Below are 21,296 nucleotides of genomic sequence, written 5' to 3'. Positions count from 1 at the left end.
GGTTCGGTCCATCGGGACGGGGGTACCACCTGTCCGATCGGACAGGTGGGGGCCGACACATCAGTCGGTGACGCGCTCGATCTCGCCGCCGAGGCTGCGAAGGATCTCGACGAAATGTGGGTAGCCGCGGTCGATGTGTTCGACGTCGTGCACCTCGGTGACGCCGTCGGCGACGAGGCCCGCGAGCACGAGGCCGGCGCCGGCACGGATGTCCGAACACCAGACGGGTGCACTCGAGAGTCGCTCGATACCGCGGATGACGGCGTGGTGGCCGTCGGTGCGGGCGTCCGCGCCCAGGCGCACCATCTCCTCGACGAAGCGGAACCGGGCCTCGAAGACGTTCTCGGTGATGACGGACATGCCCTCGGAGATGGCGGCGAGTCCGATCGCCATCGGCTGCAGATCAGTCGGGAAACCGGGGAACGGCAGCGTCGAGACGTTCACCGCGACCGGCCGGCTGTCGTGGCGCACCCGGAAGCCGTCGCTGAAGGTGTCCACGCGGGCACCGGTGTCGACCAGCTTGTTGAGGACCAGCTGCAGGTGTTCGGGCTGCACACCGCGAACCGTGACGTCACCGCGCGTCATCGCGGCAGCGATACCCCAGGTCGCACCGACGATGCGGTCCCCCACCACCCGATGGGTCGTCGGATGCAGCCGGTCGACGCCGTTCACCGTCAGCGTCGACGTGCCGGCGCCCTCGATCTGGGCACCCATCTGCTGCAGCATCACGCAGAGGTCGACGATCTCCGGTTCGCGCGCCGCGTTGTCGATCGTCGTCTGGCCCTCGGCCAGGACGGCAGCCATCAGGATGTTCTCGGTGGCCCCGACGGAGGGGAACTCGAGCGCGATGGGAGCACCGACGAGGGCGTCGGCTTCGGCCACCACGCAGCCGTGCTCGATCGAGCTCGTCGCTCCGAGAGCACGCAGGCCCGCCTGATGCATGTCCAGGGGTCGCGAACCGATCGCGTCACCACCCGGCAACGCCACCACCGCTCGATGACACCGGGCCATCAGCGGTCCGAGAACACACACCGAGGCGCGGAACTGACGGACGGCGGCGAAGTCCGCATGGAACTTCGGTTCGGCGGGGGCCGTGATCGTCACGGTGTCGCCGTCCATCTCCACGACGGCACCCAGACCACGTACGACATCGGCCATCAGCGGGACGTCTGCGATCTCCGGCGCGTTGGTCAGCACCGTCGTGCCCTCGGCCAGCAACGCTGCCGCCATCAGCTTCAGCACGCTGTTCTTGGCGCCACCGACAGACACCTCACCGGACAAACGTGCCCCGCCCGACACCAGAAACCGATCGCTCACGCCTGCCACCTTATCCGCCGCCGCCCGGCGCTCATCGCAGGCAGTACATTCAACGCATGGCCGTTCATCTGACGAGGATCTACACCCGTACCGGCGACGACGGTTCGACCGGTCTGAGTGACTTCTCGCGCGTCCCCAAGACCGATCCGCGCGTGGTCGCCTACGCCGACTGCGACGAGGCCAACGCCGCGATCGGCATGGCACTGGCCCTCGGCGGCGACGTACCCGAGGACATCGCCGCCGTGCTGGCCACGGTGCAGAACGACCTGTTCGACGCCGGTGCCGACCTGTCCACCCCGATCGTCGACGACCCCGAATACCCGCCGCTGCGCATCGCCCAGGAGTACATCGACGCCCTCGAGGGCTGGTGTGACGGCTTCGGCGCCGACCTACCGCCCCTGGACTCGTTCATCCTGCCCGGCGGCACACCGCTGGCCGCCCTGCTTCACCAGGCGCGCACGGTGACCCGTCGCGCGGAGCGTTCGGCGTGGGCCGCGGTGACCGCCCACCCCGACGACACGAGCGTCCTGCCGGCGAGATACCTCAACCGGCTGTCCGACCTGCTGTTCATCCTGTCGCGGGTGGCCAATCGGGCACCCGACGGCACACTCGGCGACGTGAAGTGGGTTCCGGGCGGCAACCGAGCACGACCAGCCACTCCGGAGAACTGAGAGCCCGGAACGGGAAATCCCGCTCCGAACGGCGGGATCAGGCGCTCTTGCGCCGTTCTGAACGCGCGGACTGCCGAGACTCCAGCCACGACTGGAACGCGGTGACCGCTCCCGGGCCCATCGCGAGCTCGTAGCCGTCCTTGCCCTTACCGCTGATCGGGTTCTTGCCGGAGGGCTTCACCTGCAGAATCAGCATGCCCTCGAGGATCTCGGTCTCCGTCCCCTCCGGGCGGCGTCGGCCGGTGATCTCGATGCCCTGCCGGACAAGGGTGACGTTCGGTCCGGGACGCAGGGACGCCAGGCGGTAGTAGCGCAGCGAGTCGTCGCTGTAATGCGCTGTGCCGTGACGCCAGCCGTGGTCGACCTCCGCCGGAATGGTGCGCAGCAGGATGGGGGTGCCCGCGCGCCGGAGTTGTGCCAGGCGGACCGCGAGCAACACGCACACGATGACCGCGACAGCCAGCAGCACACTGAGCAAGACTACCGGCAGCGACATCACCTACTCCTTCGTGCAGTCTCCGCGTATGTCCGGACGACCGTCGGACTTCCAACGAGGAGAACCGACGGCGTGGCACGACTTTGCGGGACAGGGGCTGTGGAACACAGCATGCCAGATCGCCCACACCGGACGCGAAACGACCTCGGCCGGCCACCGGATGGAACTCCGATGACCGGCCGAGGTGACCGCCGCGAATGCGGGGTGTTACTTCGAAAGCTGCTGTGCCGCAGTCAGACGCGCGTGAGCATGGTGGTACTCCGGCGAATCCGGTTCAGCCCGCTCGAGCGCGGTCTTCTCCGCATTGATGTCGACGTCGTCGGCCCAGTCGGCCGACTCCGCCAGCACCGTGACGGCCTCGCCGGTGACGGACAGGAATCCGCCCTCGACTGCGGCCGCGCGGCGATTGCCGTTCTCTTCGACGATCACCACGTAACCACCCGGGACCAGCTGGCCCAGCAGCGGCTCGTGGTTGGCCAGGACTCCCAGCTCGCCGACGGTCGTCTGCGCGATCAGGAACGTGGCCTCGCCCGAGTACAGGCTCGAATCCGCGGAGACAACCTCCACGTGGAAGGACTTCTCAGCCATGGATTACCGCTACTTTCCGGCGATCTTGGCGGCGGCGGCCTCCACGTCGTCGAGTCCACCGCAGCTGTTGAACGCCTGCTCGGGCAGGTGGTCGAACTCGCCCTTGGCGACACGGTCGAATGCCTCGATGGTGTCCGCGAGCGGGACGACCGAGCCCTTCTGACCGGTGAACTTCTCGGCGACGAGGAAGTTCTGGCCGAGGAACTTCTGGATACGGCGAGCACGCTGCACCGTGACCTTGTCCTCTTCGGAGAGCTCGTCCATACCGAGGATGGCGATGATGTCCTGCAGCTCCTTGTACTTCTGCAGGATTCGCTTGACCTCGTTGGCGACACGGAAGTGCTCGTCGCCCACGATCGAGGCCTCGAGGATGCGCGAGGTCGACGTCAGCGGGTCCACGGCAGGGTAGATACCCAGCTGCGAGATCGGACGCGAGAGCTCGGTGGTCGCATCGAGGTGCGCGAAGGTGGTCGCCGGCGCCGGGTCGGTGTAGTCGTCGGCGGGGACGTAGATCGCCTGCAGCGAGGTGATCGAGCGGCCCTTGGTCGAGGTGATGCGCTCCTGGAGCTCGCCCATCTCGTCGGCCAGGGTCGGCTGGTAACCCACCGCGGACGGCATACGGCCGAGGAGGGTCGAGACCTCCGAGCCCGCCTGCGTGAAGCGGAAGATGTTGTCGATGAACAGCAGCACGTCCTGGTGCTTCACATCGCGGAAGTACTCCGCCATGGTCAGCGCCGACAGAGCCACGCGCATACGCGTGCCCGGCGGCTCGTCCATCTGGCCGAACACCAAGGCGGTGTCCTGGAGAACGCCCATCTCCTCCATCTCGAGGTGGAGGTCGGTGCCCTCACGGGTGCGCTCACCGACGCCGGCGAACACCGAGGTGCCGGAGAACTCACGCGCGATACGCGTGATCATCTCCTGGATGAGGACGGTCTTGCCGACGCCCGCACCACCGAACAGACCGATCTTGCCGCCCTTCACGTACGGGGTCAGCAGGTCGATGACCTTGATGCCGGTCTCGAGGATCTCGGTCTTGCCCTCGAGCTCGTCGAAGGCCGGCGGCTTGCGGTGGATGCTCCACTGCTCGCCGTCGCGACCCAGGCCGGGGCTGTCGAGGCAGTCGCCGAGGGCGTTGAAGACGTGGCCCTTCACGACGTCGCCGACCGGCACGACGATCGACTTGCCGGTGTCGGAGACGGACGCGCCGCGGACCAGACCGTCGGTGGGCTGCATCGAGATGGTGCGCACCAGGTTGTCACCGAGGTGCTGAGCGACCTCGAGGGTCAGGGTCTTGGCGACCGAGGAGAGAGTGACCTCGGCGTGCAGGGCGTTGAACAGTTCGGGGATCGAGCCCCGCGGGAACTCCACGTCGACCACGGGGCCGATGATGCGGACAACCCGCCCATCGGCGGAACCCGCCGACTGCGCGGAGGGGGTTTCTACTGCTGCGGTCATGGTGCTTGGGTCACTTCCTCTTGATCGAAGTATTGGGTCTCGTCGTCGTGCTTGGTCGGCGCATCCGGCTAGTTCGCCAGGGCGCTCGAACCGCCGACGATCTCGCTGATTTCCTGGGTGATCTGAGCCTGGCGGAGCTGGTTGGCCTCACGCGACAGCGTCTTGGCCAATTCCTCGGCGTTGTCGGTGGCCGCCTTCATGGCGGTACGGCGAGCCGCAGACTCCGACGCGGCCGAATCCAGCAGCGCCGCGTAGACCCGCGTGGTCACATACTTCGGCAGCAGAGCGTCGAGAAGGGTCTCGGCGCCCGGCTCGAAGGTGTAGTTGCGCGACGGCTTGTCGTCGGAGGAATCGGTGTCCTCCGAGACGACCAGAGGCGCCACGCGACGAACCTCCGGCACCTGCGACAGCATCGACTGGAACCGGGTGTACACCAGGTGCAGTTCGTCGACACCCTCGAGGCTGCCGTCCCCACCGGGACGCTCGACCTCGACACCCGAACCCGCCACGAACAGGTCCACGAGGAACCCGGTCGCGGTGGAGGCGTCGGAGTACTTCGGCGACTCGGAGAAGCCGGTCCAGGAATCCTCGACGGTGAGGCCGCGGAAGTTGAAGAATCCGACGCCCTTTCGGCCCATCACGAACAGGACGGCTTCTTTGCCCTCGTCGCGCAGCAGCGAGATGAGTTCCCGCGTCGCCTTGAGGACGTTCGCGTTGTAACCACCGCACATGCCGCGGTCGCTGGTGACCACCAGGATCGCCGCACGCTTGGGGTTCTCACGCTCGGTCAGCAGCGGGTTGTCCAGTGTCCCCGCGTGACTCGCCAACTCGGAGAGGACCGTGGTCATCTCTTCCGAGTACGGCTTGGCCGCGGCGACACGACCCTGGGCCTTGGTGATGCGCGAGGTCGCGATCAGTTCCTGAGCCTTGGTGATCTTCTTGGTCGACTGGACCGACCGGATGCGTGAGCGCAGCTCACGAATGCTGGCCACTAGCCCTCACCCCTTCCTTAGCGCAATGTCCGTTGACGTCTGAGATCACTTGCGGATCTTGATCTCTTCGTTCTCGACGTCCTCGGCATCCATTGCCTCGGCCTCGGCCTCGTTGACCACGCGCTTGCCGTCGTGGGTGAGGTAGCTGTTCTTGAACTTGTTGGTCTCGGCGACGAGGGACTCCGCCTGGTCGTCGGACAGCACCTTGCCGCCGGCGATCGAGTCGTAGACACCCTTGGCTGCGTGATGCAGGTGGCTGAGCAGCTGCGTCTCGAAGTTGCGGACGTCGTCGACCGGGACCGAGTCGTAGTGACCCTCACCGCAGAGGTAGATCGAGACGATCTCGTCCTCGACGGAGAAGGGGCTGTACTGGTCCTGCTTGAGCATCTCGACCCAGCGGGCGCCGCGCTCGAGCTGAGCCTTGGACGCATCGTCGAGGTCGGACGCGAAGGCCGAGAAGGCTTCCAGCTCACGGAACTGTGCGAGCTCCAGACGCAGCGAACCCGAGACCTTCTTCAGGCCCTTGGTCTGAGCGGCACCACCGACGCGCGACACCGAGGTACCGACGTTGATGGCGGGACGGACACCCTTGTTGAAGAGGTCCGACTCGAGGAAGACCTGACCGTCGGTGATCGAGATGACGTTGGTCGGGATGAACGCCGAGACGTCGTTGGCCTTGGTCTCGATGATCGGCAGACCGGTCATCGAACCGCCGCCCATCTCCTCGGAGAGCTTGGCGCAACGCTCCAGCAGGCGCGAGTGCAAGTAGAAGACGTCACCGGGGTATGCCTCACGACCCGGCGGACGACGCAGCAGCAGCGAGATGGCGCGGTAGGCCTCGGCCTGCTTGGTCAGGTCGTCGAACACGATGAGGACGTGCTTGCCCTGGTACATCCAGTGCTGGCCGATGGCCGAACCGGTGTACGGAGCCAGCCACTTGAAGCCGGCCGAGTCAGAGGCAGGAGCCGCGACGATGGTGGTGTACTCCATCGCGCCGGCCTCTTCGAGAGCGGTCTTGACGCCGGCGATGGTCGAGCCCTTCTGACCGATCGCGACGTAGATGCAGCGAACCTGCTTGCTCGGGTCGCCGGTCTCCCAGTTGGCCTTCTGGTTCAGGATGGCGTCGATGCAGACCGCGGTCTTACCGGTCTTGCGGTCGCCGATGACCAGCTGGCGCTGTCCGCGGCCGATGGCGGTCATCGCGTCGATGGCCTTGATACCGGTGGCGAGGGACTCCTCGACCGGCTGGCGCTCGAGCACCGAGGCGGCCTGGAGCTCGAGGACGCGCTGCTCCTCGGCCTCGATGTCACCGAGACCGTCGATCGGCGCACCCAGCGGGTCGACGACGCGGCCCAGGAACTTGTCGCCGACGGGGACCGAGAGCACGTCGCCGGTACGACTGACCTGCTGGCCCTCTTCCAGCGACTCGTAGTCACCGAGGATGACGGCGCCGATCTCGTCCTCGTCGAGGTTCAGGGCCACGCCGAGCACGCCGCCCTCGAACTGCAGCAGCTCGTTGGCCATCGCGCCGGGCAGTCCGCTGACGTGCGCGATACCGTCCGATGTGTCGGTGACGATGCCCACCTCCTCGCGGGAGGCATCGGCATCGAACGATGAGACATACTGCTCGATCGCTCCCTTAATCTCGTCTGGTGAGATCGTCAACTCCGCCATTGGTACTCGTCTTTCTTGCTCAGTCCGGCTGGTGTTTGGGGGGTATTCGCTGGATGTGGTCGGTCAGGGTCTAGCTGGGCAGGCTCTCGGCCGCCTTCGCCAGGCGTGTGGCCACATCGGCCTCGATCACCTCGTCGCCGACGGAGATCCGGAGGCCGCCGAGGATGTCGGGATCGATCTCGGTCTGCACCGAGATGGTGCGTCCGTAGATGGTGCCGAGCACGGAGGCCAGACGCGTGGTCTGGGACTCCGACACCGGGGCTGCCGAGACCACGTGGGCCACGGACTCGCCACGGCGTGCCGCCGCCAGCTCGGCGAGCTGATCGAAAGCCACATCGGCCGGCTGGCCCTGTAGCAGTTCGACGGAGTGGGCCAGCAGGATCCAGGACAGTTTCCCGACCTTCTCCCCCACCAGCGAGCGCAGCAGCTCCGCGCGCTTTCCACCATCATGGCTGTGGTCGGAGAGCAGCGAGGCCAACTGCGGGTTCTGGTCGATCAGTCGGGCAACGGAGAACAGTTCGTTCTCGGTCTGCTCGATGACGCCATCACGCTCGGAGGCGGCCAGCACGATCAGTGCGTTCTGACGACGCAGAGCGGCGGAGAAGTCGGCCGACGATGACCAGCGCTGCTTCACCGCGGCGCTCAGGACCTCGACCACGATCGGCGAGACCTTGCCGCCGAAGAGGTTCTCGACGAGCTTGACCTGGCCGGTGGTGTTGTCCTCGTCCTCGGTGAGTCGCTTGCGCAGCACCGGGTTGGTGTCGAGCAGGCGGATGACCTCGGTCAGCTCGTCGCTGGCCTTCACCAGGGCGTCGCTGTCGAGCGACGACGCCGAGGAGTCGAACGCCGACGAGACGGCGAGAGCGGCCTCGCGGCTCGTGGCGCGCATCGAGTGCAGGCCGATCAGGTCCACGCTGCGGGTGACCAGGTCCGAGGGCCCGCCGGCCGACATGGACTCCAGTTCCTCGATGACCCGGTCGATGCTTTCCGACTGTGCCTTCGAGTCCGCGAGGTGGGACCGGACGAGCTTGGACGCCCCGTCGATCGCGGTCAGACCGAGATCGTTGCGCAGCGACCGAACAAGCGAAGCCCGGTTGAGCTCGGTCTGCGAACGACCGTGCTCGGTGATCCGCTTCACCTCGGATTCGATCTGGGCGACGAGATCCTGCTTGATGTTCTCGGCGTCCCGGACCGCGCCCTTGTGCAGCTCCTCGGCCTCGGCCTTGGCCTCTGCCAGGGCTCGCTCATGAGCGGCCTGTGCATCGGCGACCCGGGCCTTGGCTGCCTCGCTCTCGGTGACCTGCTCAGCGATGGCTTCCTTCTGCGCGGTCACCGCCTTCGAGAGCACGGGTCGCACGAACTTCCAGAAGAGGAAGACGATGATCGCGAGCCCGATCAGGTTTCCAATGACGATGTCCACTTACTTCACCGTTCCTGTCGACTCGTACGCCGCCGACTCCGAGGACGGCGACACATTGGTACCGAGCACACGGCTCGCGAGCACGGCCGACAACGAGTCGACGTCGCGACGAGCGGTCTCCGCGGCCCGCTCGCCTTCCGCCTTCAACTGCTCGGCGGTCTTGGCGATCGCAGCGTCGGCTTCTGCCGTGGCACGCTTCTTTGCCTCGGACAACTGCTCGTTGCCCTCGGCGCGTGCCTGATCCCGGATACCGGTGGCGTCCGCCCGGGCCTCCTTGAGAGCGGCCCGGTATCCGGTGTCGGCATCCTCGTAGCTCGCCGCAGCGGCCCGGTTGTCCTCGGCGGTCTTCGCGACCAGGGCCTCACGGTCCTCGAGCACCTTGAGGATCGGCGGCACGACCATCGTCCGGATCACGAGGAAGACGATGACGAAGATGGCCAGGCACACGAAGAACGTGCCATTGGGGATGAGGAAGTTTCCTGCGGCGAGATTCATTGTGCGGATGTTCCCTTGATCCTTGGGACCCGGTCAGCGACCGGGATTAAGACTGGCCGGTGATCGGGGTGGCGAAGACGAAGAGCGCCATGAACGCCAGGTTGATGAAGTACGCAGCCTCGACCAGACCCACAGTGATGAAGAACGGGGTGAACAGGCGGCCCTGTGCCTCGGGCTGACGTGCGATGCCCGCGATCAACTGAGCGCCGGCGAGGCCGTCACCGATACCGGCACCGATCGCGCCGCCACCCATGATGAGGCCGCCACCGATCAACGCACCCAGACCAATCAGATTGGGATCCATTGAGAACTTTCCTTTCGGGTGAAACTGACACTGCACGTGTCAGGTCTTTGCTCCCGGCGCGGCAGACACCGGCCGGGTTCGTACTAGTGGTGGTCTTCGTCCAGCTCCATGGCCTGACTGAAGTACAGGACCGTCAGCAGCGAGAAGATGAACGCCTGGATCAGACCGACGAACAGGTCGAAGGACTTCCAGAGTGCATTCGGCGCCCACATGATGTAGGCGGGCATCAGCGCGATGAGCGCAACCATGATGCCGCCGGCGAACATGTTGCCGAAAAGACGGAGGGAGAGCGAGACGGGCTTGGCGATCTCCTCGATGATGTTCACCGGGGCGATGGCGACCGAGTGTCCCTTCACCAGCTTCACCGGGTGACCGATGAGACCGCGTCGCTTGACGCCTGCCGCGTGGTACCAGACGAAGACGAAGAGTGCGAGCGCGTAGACGAAGTTCGCATCGCTGGCCGGCGGCTTGAGCCATTCACTGGTGCCGTGCTCGGTCCCGTACTGCGACGGGATGATCGACAGCCAGTTGGCGACCAGGATGTAGGTGAACAGCGTGACGGCCAGCGGCAGAACGAAGCCCGCGATCTTCATGCCGATCGCGCTCTCGATCTGGTTGCGCATCTGGACGGTGATGACCTCGAAGTACAGCTGAACAGAGTTCGGCTTGCTCGAGGTCATCTTGAAGCGCACGAAGAAGGCGAGGGCGATGACGATGACCGCCGCAACGGCACTGCCGATGACCGTGTCGAGGTTGACGGTCATCCCGAGCCACTCGACCTCGATGTGGTGGCCGACCTCGATCGCCGACTCTGACGACTCCTCTGCCGACTCGGCCAGGTAAGACAAGACGGTCATAGCTGCTTACGAAGTCCTTTCATCACCGGAATCACCGTGTTCAGCACCAGGATGACCTGGCCGATGGCGAGTCCGAACATCGCGCCCAGCCCGTCGGGCCGGACCAGGAAGGCCGCCACCAATGCGAGGAGCGTGATAGCCCCGAGGCGGTATGCCGAATTGAGAGCGAGCAGTTTCTTACGGGGGTTCTCTGCGGTCGCCACGTTGTCGACCGCGCGGATGACCAGCTTGGTGTTGACGAACATCAGCACGACACCGGCGAGGAAGAACACGGCGAACCAGGGGTGGCCCAGAACGACGGCGAGCACACCCACCACGACGGTCGCAACCGCCGCGATGATCCCGGGCCGGACGAGACCGGTCGGGGCAGCGGGATAGTACGACGTCGAGTCGGGGACGGTGGTGCTCATTCGCCTCTCCTCAACTAGGGGATCCTGTAACCCGCAGGCACAGGGCAACGCGCGTGCGATCAGCTGGTATGGCCGAACGTAAGCTCGCGGTTTTCTGTGACACTACCAACACCGGATGACGCGCAGCCCAGGGGGTGTGCACCTCGCCGGGGAGGTGGAGCGCCGACGGCGTCACGGCGTTCGCCCTCCGGAGTTCCGAAGTGCCACCGCCAGACCGACGTCGACCTACTACACGAGATAGTACACGAGTTTTACTGTCCCCTTACCAAGGGGCGGTCAGTGCTGGATGCGCCTCGCGCACAGCAGCATACGCACACGTCAGCGGAAGGCCTTCGTCGCGGTGCGCAGCTCCGCGAACCGGCGATGCAGACGAGGCGCCATGGTGACCAGCAGCGCCACCACCAGACCCGCCCCGAACATCGGCGCGACCACCGAGAGCGGGAACAGCGTGCTCGCCGCGGCGGAGAACGCCAGGACGCCCACCCAGAGATAGATGATCAGCGCGACGCGCCGCTGGGAGTGTCCGAGCTCGAGCAGCCGGTGGTGCAGGTGCATCTTGTCGGGGGTGTAGAAACCGACGCCCGCCCGCGTCCGGCGGATCACCGCGAGGAGCATGTCGAGCATCGGGATGAAGACCACGGCGGCCACCAGGATCAGCGGTGACAGCAGGGTGAAGATGTCCGCCGGTCCGTAGGCGTTCACCGCGATGCGACCCGACGCGCTCGTCGACGCGGCGGCCAGCATCAGCCCGATCAGCATCGCGCCCGAGTCGCCCATGAAGATGCGGGCGGGCGAGAAGTTGTGCGGCAGGAATCCGAGGCAGGCGCCGGCGAGGGCGACGGCGATGAGCGCCGGCGGATAGTAGCTGACGTCACCGCCCTGGTCGCGGAGCAGACCGAGGGAGAACATGCAGATCGCTGACGCGGCGATGAGTCCCAGCCCGGCAGCCAGACCATCCAGGCCGTCGACGAAGTTGATCGCGTTGATCGTCGCCACCGTGACGGCCACCGTGAGCAGGCCTGCCTGCAGTGGATCCAGCACGAGGGTCCCGATGTCGGCGAACGGCACGGGCACCTGGATCCAGGAGATGCCGAGGAGCACCAGGACCCCGGCGGCGGTCAGCTGTCCGACGAACTTCGTCAGGGCATCCAGACCCCACCGGTCGTCGACGACACCGACGAGGACGATCACGGTCCCCGCGGTGATGACCGCGGTCAGGTCCGTGGTGTAGGCGAAGCCCCGATTGAGTGCGGGCAGGTTGGCGGCGAGCGCGATACCGGCCACCACCCCGCCGAACATGCCGAGGCCTCCGAGCCGCGGGGTCGGGATGACATGGACGTCGCGCACACGCGGCACGGCGACCGCACCGGCCTTGATCGCGAACACGCGCACTGCCGAGGTCAGCAGATACGTCATCGCGGCGGCGGTGAGACCGACGAGCAGCAACTCGCGCAGCGGGACACCGGCCCCTCCCCCGTCGGTCGCGGCCGCGAGCACCACCGGGGCGGCCTCGATCATCGGCTCACCACCCGGTCTGTGGAGGTCGCTCGGGACGTCTCGGACACCCGGACAACGCTACCCGCATGCCAGGTCGCTGATCTCACGGTGGATCCGATCGTGCGTCGAGAGGTCCTCGGTCGACAGCGCTGCCAGCATCGCGTCGGCGACGGCCGGGATCATGTCCGCCGTCAGGCCCCGGGAGGTGGCCGCGGGGGTCCCGATCCGGATGCCCGATCCCTCTGAGACGGAACGTTCGTCGAACGGCAGGACCGCTTTGTCGACCACGATCCCGGACCTGTTGAGCCGATCCTGCGCCGCGGACCCCGAGATACCGAGCGCGGACACGTCGACCACCGCGAGATGGGTGTCGGTGCCCCCGGAGACGACGCGCAGCCCTCGTTCCGTCAGGGCGTCGGCGAGCCTGCGCGCATTGTCGGCGGTCGCCCGCACGTAGGACGCGAAGTCCGCGGTGCCCGCGTCGTGGAAGGTGACCGCCTTGGCGGCGATCGCGTGCATGGACGGACCGCCCTGGACGAACGGGTGAACGGCCTTGAGCAGCGCGTCGGAGTGCTCGGCGCGGCCCAGGATGACCCCGCCGCGCGGTCCGCGGAACACCTTGTTGGTGGAGAAGGTGACGACGTCGGCGTACGGAACCGGCGACGGGAGCAGACCGGCGGCCACGTGACCGGCGAGATGCGCCGCGTCGACCAGCAGGATGCACTCGGCCTCGTCGGCGATCGCCCGCAGGAGCGGATAGTCGAAGGACCGCGAATACGACGTGGCGCCCGCGACGAGGATCCGCGGCCGGTGCACCAGGGCGAGTTCCCTGACCTGGTCGTAGTCGATGTACTCGTCCTCGCGGCGGACCTCGTAGTGCAGGGGCGAGAACCATCGTCCGGAGAAGTTGGCGCGCGAACCGTGGGTCTGATGACCGCCGTGCTCGAGGCGCAGGGCGAGCACCGGATCGCCGGGCTGGGCGAACGCGGCGTAGACGGCGAGATTCGTCGCACTCCCCGACAGCGGCTGGACATCGACGTGACCGGCCCCGAAGAGGTCCCGCGCCCGGCCGATCGCGAGTTCCTCGAGTTCGTCGGCGACCTCGCATCCGCCGTGATAGCGCGAGCCGGGCCGTCCCTCGGCGTACTTCGCGTCGAAGGCCGAGGCCATCGCGGCACGTACGCCCGGCGTGGGCTCGGTCTCGCTCGCGAGCAACTGCAGCCACGAGCGCCGGCGCGTCGACTCCCGGTCGATCAGCGCGTCGACCCGCGGGTCACCCGTCGAACCGGTGCCCGGCGGCATCTCACCCACGCAGCGAGGCGGGATCGACGTCGAGGACCTCGGCCACGGCCTCGGCCGTGATGGCACCTTCGCGCAGGATGCGCGGCTGTGCACCCGAGACGTCGACGATCGTCGACGCCTGTGCGACCGGCGCGGGTCCGCCGTCGAGGTAGACCGAGATCTCGTCGCCGAGTTGTTCACGGGCCTCGTCGACGGTGGTGGCGGGCGGACGGCCCGACACGTTCGCGCTCGAGACCGCCATCGGCCCGACCTCGCGCAACAGCTCGATCGCGACCGGATGCAGCGGCATGCGCAGCATCACTGTGCCATCGGTGTCACCGAGATCCCAGGCCAGCGAAGGAGCTTGTCGGACAACGAGACTCAGACCGCCCGGCCAGAACGCCTCGATCAGGTCGCGGGCGGCCTGCGGGACGGACAGCACGAGCCCGTCGATCGAGTGCCAGGAACCCACGAGGACCGGCACGGGCATGTCCCGGCCACGGTGTTTGGCCGCGAGCAGCGAGCCGACGGCGTCGGAATCGAAGGCGTCGCAACCGACTCCGTACAGGGTGTCGGTGGGGACCACCACCAGGCGTCCCGCCTTCGCCGCTCCGACGGCCGCGCGAATGCCCGCCGAACGGCTCTGCGGATCGTTGCAGTCGAAAACAATGCTCACGCGACCATCCTGTCATGCCGCCGGTCGGGATCCCCCGCGAGACGCGCCTCAGGCGATCCGGCGCGCGGTCACGAAGCGAGGACGGCCCGCCAGATCGGTGTGGGCGGTCACCTCGTCGAATGCGCCATGGGCGCGCAGACAGTCGACGACGGCGTCGGAGGTCGTGTCGTCGTGTTCGATCCCGACGACACCACCCGCGGTGAGCATGGTCGCGATGACCGGCACCATCGGGATGATCACGCTCATGCCGTCGTCGCCGGCGAAGACGGCGCGCTCCGGATCATGGTCCACCTCGGGACCGACCGCCGACCGCCGCGGCACGTAGGGCGGATTGGTCACGACGACCGAGACACTCCCCGCCGGTATGACCCGGCCGATCTGCGCAGCGTCGGTGACGTCGGCGGCGAACACGTCGATCCGCTCCCGGACCGCCTCCGGCGTATCGGACACGTTGCGCCGCAGCCACTTCAGGGCGTCATCAGATATCTCGACGGCCGCCACACGCGCGGACCCGACCATTGTCGCCAGGGCGATGGCCAGGGCACCGCTACCGCTGCACAGATCGACGATCCGCAGCGGAGCCGCCATTGTCGCGGCGGCCGACACCGCCCATTCGAGCAGGAACTCGGTCTCCGGCCGCGGGATGAACACACCCGGCCCGACGGCGAGCTCGATCGGACCGAAGGCCGCGGTACCGACGATGTGCTGCAACGGTATTCGATGCGCCCGCTGATCGATTGCCGCCCGGAACTCGCGCACGTGCGCGTCGTCGATCGTGTCGATGACGATCAGCCGCCCGGGGTCACACGCGAGGACGTGCGCCATCAGCCATTCGGCGTCCCGCCGCGCCGAGTCGATCCCGGCGGCCGCCAGTTGTGCGATGGCGCCGCGGATTTCGTCGGCCACCCGGACCGGCGCGTCCGACATCGGGGTTATTCGGCTTCCATGCGGGCCTGGCGCTCGGCGGTGACGAGCGCGTCGAGCAGGTTGTCCATGTCCCCGGCGAGTACGGCATCGAGATTGTTCGCCTTGTATCCGATGCGGTGATCGGTGATGCGGTTCTCGGGAAAGTTGTAGGTACGGATGCGCTCGGAACGGTCGACGGTGCGGATCTGCGCGGCGCGACCCTCGGCGGCCGCGGCCTCGGCCTCCTCCTCCGCCGCCGACTGGAGACGGGCGGCGAGGACCTGCATCGCGCGGGCCTTGTTCTGGAGCTGCGACCGCTCGTTCTGACAGGTCACGACGATACCGGTGGGCAGGTGGGTGATACGCACCGCCGAGTCGGTGGTGTTGACGCCCTGACCGCCCTTGCCCGACGATCGGTAGACGTCGATGCGCAGGTCGGATTCGTCGATCGCGACCTCGGCCACCTCTTCGGGCTCGGGATAGATGAGCACCCCCGCCGCCGAGGTGTGGATACGTCCCTGGGACTCGGTCACGGGCACTCGCTGCACGCGGTGCACGCCGCCCTCGAACTTGAGGCGCGACCACACGCCGTCCCGGACCGTCTCCTTGGACTTGATCGACAGGGTCGCCTCTTTGTAGCCGCCCAGGTCGGATTCGGTGACGCCGAGGATCTGCACCTTCCAGCCGTGCCGCTCGCAGTACTTGAGGTACATGCGTGCGAGGTCGGAGGCGAACAGCGCCGATTCCTCGCCGCCGGCGCCGGACTTGATCTCGAGCACCACGTCGTCGCTGTCGTGCGGATCCCGGGGGGCGAGGAGATCGGTGAGCGTCGCGTCGAGCTCCTCGACGGTCGCCTCGAGGGCGGGGAGCTCGGCGGCGAACGACGCATCATCCGCGGCGAGTTCACGCGCCGCCTCGAGGTCCTCGCGGGCCGCCTTGAGCTTGTTGTAGGTCGCCATCACCGGGGCGAGCTCGGCGAATCGCTTCCCGACACGGCGAGCGGCGGCCGGGTCGTCGTGAAGCGAGGGGTCGGACAGCTGACGCTCGAGACCGGAGTGCTCGGCCAGGATGTCATCGATGGCCGACGGACTCTGCGTACTCACTGCGAACCTCACTTGTAGAGACGGAACTCACCGCCGAAGAGTGCTTCGGCACGAGACCTGGAAATCGGGCGATGACGACCAAACACAAACGACGCCCGTCCCGACTCGGCGTCGGGCGGGCGTCGCAGCGTGGTCTACTTGGCGCGCTTGCCGTAGCGCTTCTCGAACCGGGCGACACGGCCGCCGGTGTCGAGGATCTTCTGCTTGCCCGTGTAGAACGGGTGGCACTGCGAGCAGACTTCGACATTGATACGACCGTTGGCAGCGGTGCTGCGGGTCTCGAACGTGTTGCCGCAGCCGCAGACGACGGTGGTCGCCGCGTACTCGGGGTGGATTCCCTGCTTCATGTCTGGTGCGTCCCTTTCTGTGGTCGCCGGGTCACCGTCGCCTCTCGACGGTGTGAACCGGAACCGGACTCGACCGCTCAGTATGCCATGTGCGCGGTTCACGACGGAAATCGTGGACGCGGCGGCCGCAGGTTGGTCAACGGCATGGCCACCGGATTGATTCCCGGGCGAACATCACACCCCGAGGGGGTCGTAAGGGTGCCCTAAAGATAGTACGGTGGCCGACGGCCAACCCGCCGCGCCCCACCGTCTGCGACCACGAAGGATCCTCGATGTACGACGCCGCTCCGGCCGGTACCGGCACGCCACTGCGCACCACCCCGGATGAGTCGTCGACGTCGCGGACCGCGCCCGCACGGCGCAAGCCGGTCCGGTCGCCGTGGAACCGCCGGAACCCGTACCCCGCGACGATCCTGACCAACACCGTGCTGTCGGGTCCGGGATCGGCCAAGGAGGTGCGGCACCTCGAGATCTCCCTGGGCGACAGCGGGATCACCTACGAACCGGGCGACGGCATCGGCATCACCCCGGTCAACGACCCCGCCCTGGTGGATCTCCTCCTCGAGCGCCTGGGCGCGGCCGGCGACGAGATCATCGCCGACCGCAAGGGCACCTACAGCCTGCGTGAGTCCCTCGCCACGCGCTACGAGATCGGCTGCCCGTCGAAGTATCTCGCCAAGGCGGTGGCCGAACGTACGGGCCATGAGCAGCTGACCCGTCTGATCGAGGCCGGTGACGCACAGGCGCTCGACACGTGGCTCCGCGGCCGCGACGTCCTCGACCTGCTGAACATCGATCCCACCCTGACGTTCGCACCCGAGGAACTCCTCGAGGAGCTCAGCCCCCTCGCCCACCGCGAGTACTCGATCTCCTCCAGCCCGACGGTCCATGCGGGAACCGTGCACATCACGATGGCGACCGTGCGTTACGTCGCCGATGATCGCGAGCGCGGCGGTGTCTGCTCGACGCACCTCGCCGACCGCTGTGCACCCGGCGACACGGTGAACGTCTTCATCACCCCCAACAAGACCTTCCGGCTCCCCGACGACGAGGCGCCGGCCATCATGATCGGCCCGGGGACCGGCATCGCGCCGTTCCGCGGCTTCCTCCACCACCGTGCGGCCACCGGTTCGACCGGATCGAACTGGCTCTTCTTCGGTGACCAGCACCGCGACACCGACTACCTCTACGCCGACGAGATCGATCGGTTCGTCACCGACGGCCTGCTGGACCGCCTGGACCTGGCCTTCTCCCGGGACCAGGACCACAAGGTCTACGTGCAGGACCGGATGCGCGAGAACGGTGCGGATCTGTTCGCCTGGCTCGAGAAGGGCGCCCACGTGTACGTGTGCGGTGATGCCGCCACGATGGCCGGCGACGTCGACGCCGCCCTGCACGAGATCGTCGCCCAGCACGGCGGTGTCGACTCCGACGGCGCTCGTGACTACGTCGACGCGCTCCGCGCCGCGGGCCGCTACGCTCGCGACGTCTACTGAGCCGACGCGAGATCGACGCACCGTGCCCGACCCCACCGATCCGACACGACCGAGCGACCTCGAAACCCTGCTCGGCACACCTGGTTTCGGCGCCTCCTCGATCAGTTCAGACATCGACGGCATCGCCGCCCGACTCCCCTCGCTCGCCGAGGTCGTCGGTGTCACGGTCGCCGGACCGGTGATCATGAACGCGATCGGGGTGCACGGGGTCCCGACGTCGCCGGGCGGGCCGCTCCACGTCGGCGACGAGCAGATCTCCTTGCGGCTCAACCCCTCCCGGTTGTCCTCGACCCTTCGGACCGACCCGTCTGCGCTTGTGCCGCCCACGCTGCGACTGTTCGACTTGCTCGGCAACACCGCGCACGCGACGTACCTGACCGAGAACTCCGACCGCCTCGCCTTCGAGTCATTGTCCCTGGCCACGTCGGTATCGGCCGGCCACCGCCCGGACCCCGCTGCCGCGCCGGCGTTCGTGGGCCCGGAGTACATCCCGGACGCCCTGCCCGACCGCCACGACGACCAGATCGGGCTCTTCGACTCGATTCTGCTCGACGGCGGCACCTCCCGGCTTCGGTCGCTGACGCAGGGACATGGCGCACGTGGCATCCGTGTCGACACCCGCCGCGTCATCGGCGCGCTCGAACACGCCGCCCTGCTCGGGATGACGGTCACCGTCGCGGCCGCGGCTCCGGGATGCATGCAGATGCGCCAGGACCGGCTCGACGGCGCTCGCGAACACCGCGGGCAGATGGTGCTCGCGTCCGGCAGGTCTCGGGTGATGGTCGACTTCAACCACGTCGAGCAGTGCTGGGTCACCTGGTCGCAGGGCGCCTGCGGCCCGACCGCGGCCGTCGAGATCTACGACCGGCGCTCACGCTGCTGCCTGGTCGTCACGCACACGGGAGCCGTTCCCCGCGCAGCGTCGGAATCGTGGGATCACCTGACCGGCGATCTGGCCTCCTGACCCTTCGATACGCTCGCAAGCTCGCTACTCAGGGAGCAAGCACACACAAACCAGACGGGCCCCGTCCCGCGTGATGCGAGACGGGGCCCGTCGGTCGGTTGCTGTTCGCCGACTGCGCGTCGTCAGTCGTCGTTGCCGCCGGCTCCCGGCGCGGTCTTCTGGACCGACATCAGGAACTCGATGTTCGTCTTGGTCTTCTTGAGCTGACTGATCAGAAGGTCGATCGCCTGCTGCGAATCGAGCCCGGACAGCAGACGACGCAGCTTGTGCACGATCGCGAACTCATCCGGCGAGAGCAGGAGTTCGTCCTTGCGGGTACCCGACGGATTGACGTCGACCGCGGGGAACACACGACGCTCGGAGATCTTGCGATCGAGCTTGAGCTCGGCATTGCCGGTGCCCTTGAACTCCTCGAAGATGACCGTGTCACCGGTCGAACCGGTCTCGACCATCGCGGTGGCGATGATGGTCAGCGACCCGCCGTTCTCGATGTTGCGCGCCGCACCGAGGAACCGCTTCGGGGGATACAGGGCGGTCGAATCGACACCACCGGAGAGGATTCGGCCCGACGCCGGCGACGCGTTGTTGTACGCGCGACCCAAACGGGTGATCGAGTCCAGAAGAACCACAACGTCTTTGCCGCTCTCGACGAGACGCTTGGCGCGCTCGATGGCGAGCTCGGCGACCGAGGTGTGGTCTGACGGCGGACGATCGAAGGTCGAGGCGATGACCTCACCCTTGACCGAGCGCTGCATGTCGGTGACCTCTTCGGGACGCTCGTCGACGAGGACCACCATGAGGTGACATTCCGGATTGTTCACCGTGATCGCGTTGGCGATGTCCTGGAGGATCGTCGTCTTACCGGCCTTCGGCGGCGAGACGATCAGTGCGCGCTGTCCCTTGCCGATCGGCATGATCAGGTCGATCACACGCGTCGACAGCCGATCCGGCGTGGTCTCCAGACGCAGCCGCTGATTCGGGTACAGCGGGGTCAGCTTGTTGAACTCCGGACGCTTCTTCGCGGCCTCCACGTCACCGCCGTTGACGGTGTCGAGGCGCACCAGCGGGTTGAACTTCTGGCGCTGGTTCTGCTGGTCACCCTCCCGCGGCACCTTGACCGCACCGGTGATGGCGTCGCCGCGTCGAAGTCCGTTCTTGCGCACCAGATTCATCGACACATAGACGTCGTTGGAGCCGGCGAGGTAACCCGAGGTCCGGACGAACGCGTAGTTGTCGAGCACGTCGAGGATGCCGGCGACGGGCTGCAACACGTCGTCTTCGGAGACCTGCGGCTCGTTCTGGGTGTCGCGGTCGCGCCCACGACGACGCTCGCGGAAACGACGTCCGCGGCGGCGACCACCGCCTTCGCCGTCGTCATCGCGATCGTCGCGGTTCGGACCGCCGCCGCGGTTCTGGCCGCCCTCGCGGTTCTGGCCGCCCTCGCGGTTCTGGTTGTCGCGGTTCTGACCACTCTCGCGGCTCTGGCCGCCCTCGCGGTTCTGGTTGTCCCGGTTCTGGTTGTCCCGGTTCTGGTTCCGGTTGCGGCGGTTGCGCTGCTCACTGCCTTCGGAGTCGCCGACCTTGGCTGATTCACCCGTGGCGTCGGCCTTCTGCTCGCCGCCCTTGGGCTGGTCGGCGTTCTGCTCACCCGCCTCCGGAGCCGTGGTCTTCTTGCCCGCGGAGCGGGGTGCCCGACCGGAATCGCCGTCACCGGCGGACTCGACGATCGACAGCTGCCCGTCCTCGGACGAGGCCTTGGCGCTGCGGCGCCTGGTCTCGGTGGCCTTGGTTTCCGCCTTGGCGTCGGCTGCCTTGACGTCGGCCGCCTTGGCGTCGACGTTCTTGACTTCGGGGCTCTTGGCCTCGGCCTTGGCGTCCGCACTCTTGCCGGCGGCACCGGACTGGCGCTCCTTGATGGCGGCGATCAAGTCGCCCTTGCGCATGCCGGACGTGCCCTTGATGCCGAGTTCACCGGCTACGGTCCGCAGTTCGCTGAGCACCATGCCGGACAGGCCGGTACGGGCTGCGCGAGCGCGTGTCTTGGCCGGTTGCCCCGAGTCAGGGCCGGCCGAACCCGCGGATTCCTGCTCGGCAGGTGCGGTGATCAGGTCCGTATCTGTCACGGAAGTCCTTTCGTTCCTCCCGCAGACGGAAGCTGCGTGAGGTCTACGTTTCCCTGCTGTGTACGCGAGGGAGTCCGTCCGCGTTGGACGGTGGGGGTGAACGGTCAGAGAGATGTTCGGTCCCGCTGCGAGCGTGCTCGGGAGCCACCCGCGCTTCGGCACCGTCGACAGAGACCCACGACCCCGGCCGGATACGATCGGTGTCACCGATCGGTGATGGA

The 21,296-nt window shown here is 67.2% G+C and carries 21 protein-coding genes; 3 read left to right on the top strand and 18 right to left on the bottom strand.

Annotated elements, in window-relative coordinates; translation table 11 throughout:
* Positions 1–60: 60 nt before the first annotated feature.
* On the bottom strand, positions 61–1,317 hold the full coding sequence (murA, locus tag GOAMI_RS14555; protein ID WP_006437302.1) for a UDP-N-acetylglucosamine 1-carboxyvinyltransferase: 1,257 nt from the start codon (positions 1,315–1,317) through the stop codon (positions 61–63).
* A 56-nt stretch (positions 1,318–1,373) separates the two neighbouring features.
* Between murA and GOAMI_RS14550 the strand changes: the two genes are divergently transcribed.
* On the top strand, positions 1,374–1,988 hold the full coding sequence (locus GOAMI_RS14550; protein WP_006437301.1) for a cob(I)yrinic acid a,c-diamide adenosyltransferase: 615 nt from the start codon (positions 1,374–1,376) through the stop codon (positions 1,986–1,988).
* A gap of 37 nt (positions 1,989–2,025) precedes the next feature.
* On the opposite strand, the gene GOAMI_RS14545 is transcribed toward GOAMI_RS14550, so the two are convergent.
* The 16 genes from GOAMI_RS14545 to rpmE form a co-directional block, all read right to left on the bottom strand.
* Positions 2,026–2,484, bottom strand: a complete 459-nt coding sequence (locus tag GOAMI_RS14545; RefSeq protein WP_006437300.1) for a DUF2550 domain-containing protein — start codon at positions 2,482–2,484, stop codon at positions 2,026–2,028.
* 207 nt (positions 2,485–2,691) lie between these two features.
* Entirely contained in the window at positions 2,692–3,072 is a 381-nt protein-coding gene (locus tag GOAMI_RS14540) for a F0F1 ATP synthase subunit epsilon (protein ID WP_006437299.1), read from the bottom strand.
* A 9-nt stretch (positions 3,073–3,081) separates the two neighbouring features.
* A complete protein-coding gene (gene atpD / locus GOAMI_RS14535) occupies positions 3,082–4,530 on the bottom strand; it encodes a F0F1 ATP synthase subunit beta (RefSeq protein WP_006437298.1) in 1,449 nt (482 codons plus the stop codon).
* Positions 4,531–4,598: 68 nt separating this feature from the next.
* Complete coding sequence (locus GOAMI_RS14530; RefSeq protein WP_006437297.1) at positions 4,599–5,522, bottom strand: F0F1 ATP synthase subunit gamma; 924 nt, start codon at positions 5,520–5,522, stop codon at positions 4,599–4,601.
* Positions 5,523–5,567: 45 nt separating this feature from the next.
* Positions 5,568–7,196: a F0F1 ATP synthase subunit alpha gene (gene atpA / locus GOAMI_RS14525; RefSeq protein ID WP_006437296.1), complete on the bottom strand. Its 1,629-nt coding sequence runs from the start codon at positions 7,194–7,196 to the stop codon at positions 5,568–5,570.
* 70 nt (positions 7,197–7,266) lie between these two features.
* Complete coding sequence (locus tag GOAMI_RS14520) at positions 7,267–8,616, bottom strand: F0F1 ATP synthase subunit B/delta (RefSeq protein WP_006437295.1); 1,350 nt, start codon at positions 8,614–8,616, stop codon at positions 7,267–7,269.
* Entirely contained in the window at positions 8,617–9,111 is a 495-nt protein-coding gene (locus GOAMI_RS14515) for a F0F1 ATP synthase subunit B (RefSeq protein WP_006437294.1), read from the bottom strand.
* A 46-nt stretch (positions 9,112–9,157) separates the two neighbouring features.
* Positions 9,158–9,415, bottom strand: a complete 258-nt coding sequence (locus tag GOAMI_RS14510) for a F0F1 ATP synthase subunit C (protein ID WP_006437293.1) — start codon at positions 9,413–9,415, stop codon at positions 9,158–9,160.
* 83 nt (positions 9,416–9,498) lie between these two features.
* Positions 9,499–10,272: a F0F1 ATP synthase subunit A gene (gene atpB, locus GOAMI_RS14505; RefSeq protein ID WP_006437292.1), complete on the bottom strand. Its 774-nt coding sequence runs from the start codon at positions 10,270–10,272 to the stop codon at positions 9,499–9,501.
* On the bottom strand, positions 10,269–10,682 hold the full coding sequence (locus GOAMI_RS14500; protein WP_006437291.1) for a hypothetical protein: 414 nt from the start codon (positions 10,680–10,682) through the stop codon (positions 10,269–10,271). Before GOAMI_RS14500 ends, atpB begins: the two co-directional genes overlap by 4 nt.
* Positions 10,683–11,000: 318 nt before the next feature.
* Positions 11,001–12,200, bottom strand: coding sequence for an MraY family glycosyltransferase (locus GOAMI_RS14495; RefSeq protein WP_006437290.1), 1,200 nt, complete (start codon positions 12,198–12,200; stop codon positions 11,001–11,003).
* 57 nt (positions 12,201–12,257) lie between these two features.
* The gene (gene glyA, locus GOAMI_RS14490; RefSeq protein ID WP_006437289.1) at positions 12,258–13,481 is read right to left on the bottom strand and encodes a serine hydroxymethyltransferase; all 1,224 of its coding nucleotides are present in this window, start codon (positions 13,479–13,481) and stop codon (positions 12,258–12,260) included.
* Position 13,482: 1 nt separating this feature from the next.
* Positions 13,483–14,136 carry an L-threonylcarbamoyladenylate synthase gene (locus GOAMI_RS14485; RefSeq protein WP_006437288.1) on the bottom strand — a complete coding sequence of 218 codons (654 nt, stop codon included), beginning with the start codon at positions 14,134–14,136 and terminating at the stop codon, positions 13,483–13,485.
* Positions 14,137–14,184: 48 nt separating this feature from the next.
* Positions 14,185–15,063: a peptide chain release factor N(5)-glutamine methyltransferase gene (prmC, locus tag GOAMI_RS14480; RefSeq protein WP_006437287.1), complete on the bottom strand. Its 879-nt coding sequence runs from the start codon at positions 15,061–15,063 to the stop codon at positions 14,185–14,187.
* A gap of 5 nt (positions 15,064–15,068) precedes the next feature.
* Positions 15,069–16,145: a peptide chain release factor 1 gene (gene prfA / locus GOAMI_RS14475; protein ID WP_006437286.1), complete on the bottom strand. Its 1,077-nt coding sequence runs from the start codon at positions 16,143–16,145 to the stop codon at positions 15,069–15,071.
* Between the two features lie 134 nt (positions 16,146–16,279).
* Positions 16,280–16,492 carry a 50S ribosomal protein L31 gene (rpmE, locus tag GOAMI_RS14470; protein WP_006360515.1) on the bottom strand — a complete coding sequence of 71 codons (213 nt, stop codon included), beginning with the start codon at positions 16,490–16,492 and terminating at the stop codon, positions 16,280–16,282.
* Positions 16,493–16,764: 272 nt separating this feature from the next.
* Here rpmE and GOAMI_RS14465 point away from each other — a divergent pair, with 272 nt between their 5' ends.
* Both GOAMI_RS14465 and GOAMI_RS14460 read left to right on the top strand, forming a co-directional pair.
* A complete protein-coding gene (locus tag GOAMI_RS14465; RefSeq protein ID WP_006437285.1) occupies positions 16,765–17,988 on the top strand; it encodes a sulfite reductase subunit alpha in 1,224 nt (407 codons plus the stop codon).
* Between the two features lie 22 nt (positions 17,989–18,010).
* Complete coding sequence (locus GOAMI_RS14460) at positions 18,011–18,952, top strand: ChuX/HutX family heme-like substrate-binding protein (RefSeq protein WP_006437284.1); 942 nt, start codon at positions 18,011–18,013, stop codon at positions 18,950–18,952.
* A 122-nt stretch (positions 18,953–19,074) separates the two neighbouring features.
* On the opposite strand, the gene rho is transcribed toward GOAMI_RS14460, so the two are convergent.
* A complete protein-coding gene (rho, locus tag GOAMI_RS14455; RefSeq protein WP_006437283.1) occupies positions 19,075–21,075 on the bottom strand; it encodes a transcription termination factor Rho in 2,001 nt (666 codons plus the stop codon).
* Positions 21,076–21,296 lie beyond the last annotated feature (221 nt).

This window comes from Gordonia amicalis NBRC 100051 = JCM 11271, from assembly GCF_000332995.1.
In the GTDB taxonomy this organism is placed as follows: Bacteria; Actinomycetota; Actinomycetes; order Mycobacteriales; family Mycobacteriaceae; genus Gordonia; species Gordonia amicalis.
The sequence above is the reverse complement of the archived record's forward strand: the minus strand, read 5'-3'. Positions and strand labels throughout refer to the sequence as shown.

Coding starts and splice junctions, on each gene's coding strand:
- GOAMI_RS14550 (WP_006437301.1), top strand. CDS start 1,374: ATGGCCGTTCATCTGACGAGGATCTACACCCGTACCGGCGACGACGGT.
- GOAMI_RS14545 (WP_006437300.1), bottom strand. CDS start 2,484: ATGTCGCTGCCGGTAGTCTTGCTCAGTGTGCTGCTGGCTGTCGCGGTC.
- GOAMI_RS14540 (WP_006437299.1), bottom strand. CDS start 3,072: ATGGCTGAGAAGTCCTTCCACGTGGAGGTTGTCTCCGCGGATTCGAGC.
- atpD (WP_006437298.1), bottom strand. CDS start 4,530: ATGACCGCAGCAGTAGAAACCCCCTCCGCGCAGTCGGCGGGTTCCGCC.
- atpA (WP_006437296.1), bottom strand. CDS start 7,196: ATGGCGGAGTTGACGATCTCACCAGACGAGATTAAGGGAGCGATCGAG.
- GOAMI_RS14515 (WP_006437294.1), bottom strand. CDS start 9,111: ATGAATCTCGCCGCAGGAAACTTCCTCATCCCCAATGGCACGTTCTTC.
- GOAMI_RS14510 (WP_006437293.1), bottom strand. CDS start 9,415: ATGGATCCCAATCTGATTGGTCTGGGTGCGTTGATCGGTGGCGGCCTC.
- atpB (WP_006437292.1), bottom strand. CDS start 10,272: ATGACCGTCTTGTCTTACCTGGCCGAGTCGGCAGAGGAGTCGTCAGAG.
- GOAMI_RS14500 (WP_006437291.1), bottom strand. CDS start 10,682: ATGAGCACCACCGTCCCCGACTCGACGTCGTACTATCCCGCTGCCCCG.
- GOAMI_RS14495 (WP_006437290.1), bottom strand. CDS start 12,200: ATGATCGAGGCCGCCCCGGTGGTGCTCGCGGCCGCGACCGACGGGGGA.
- glyA (WP_006437289.1), bottom strand. CDS start 13,481: ATGCCGCCGGGCACCGGTTCGACGGGTGACCCGCGGGTCGACGCGCTG.
- prmC (WP_006437287.1), bottom strand. CDS start 15,063: ATGTCGGACGCGCCGGTCCGGGTGGCCGACGAAATCCGCGGCGCCATC.
- rpmE (WP_006360515.1), bottom strand. CDS start 16,492: ATGAAGCAGGGAATCCACCCCGAGTACGCGGCGACCACCGTCGTCTGC.
- GOAMI_RS14465 (WP_006437285.1), top strand. CDS start 16,765: ATGTACGACGCCGCTCCGGCCGGTACCGGCACGCCACTGCGCACCACC.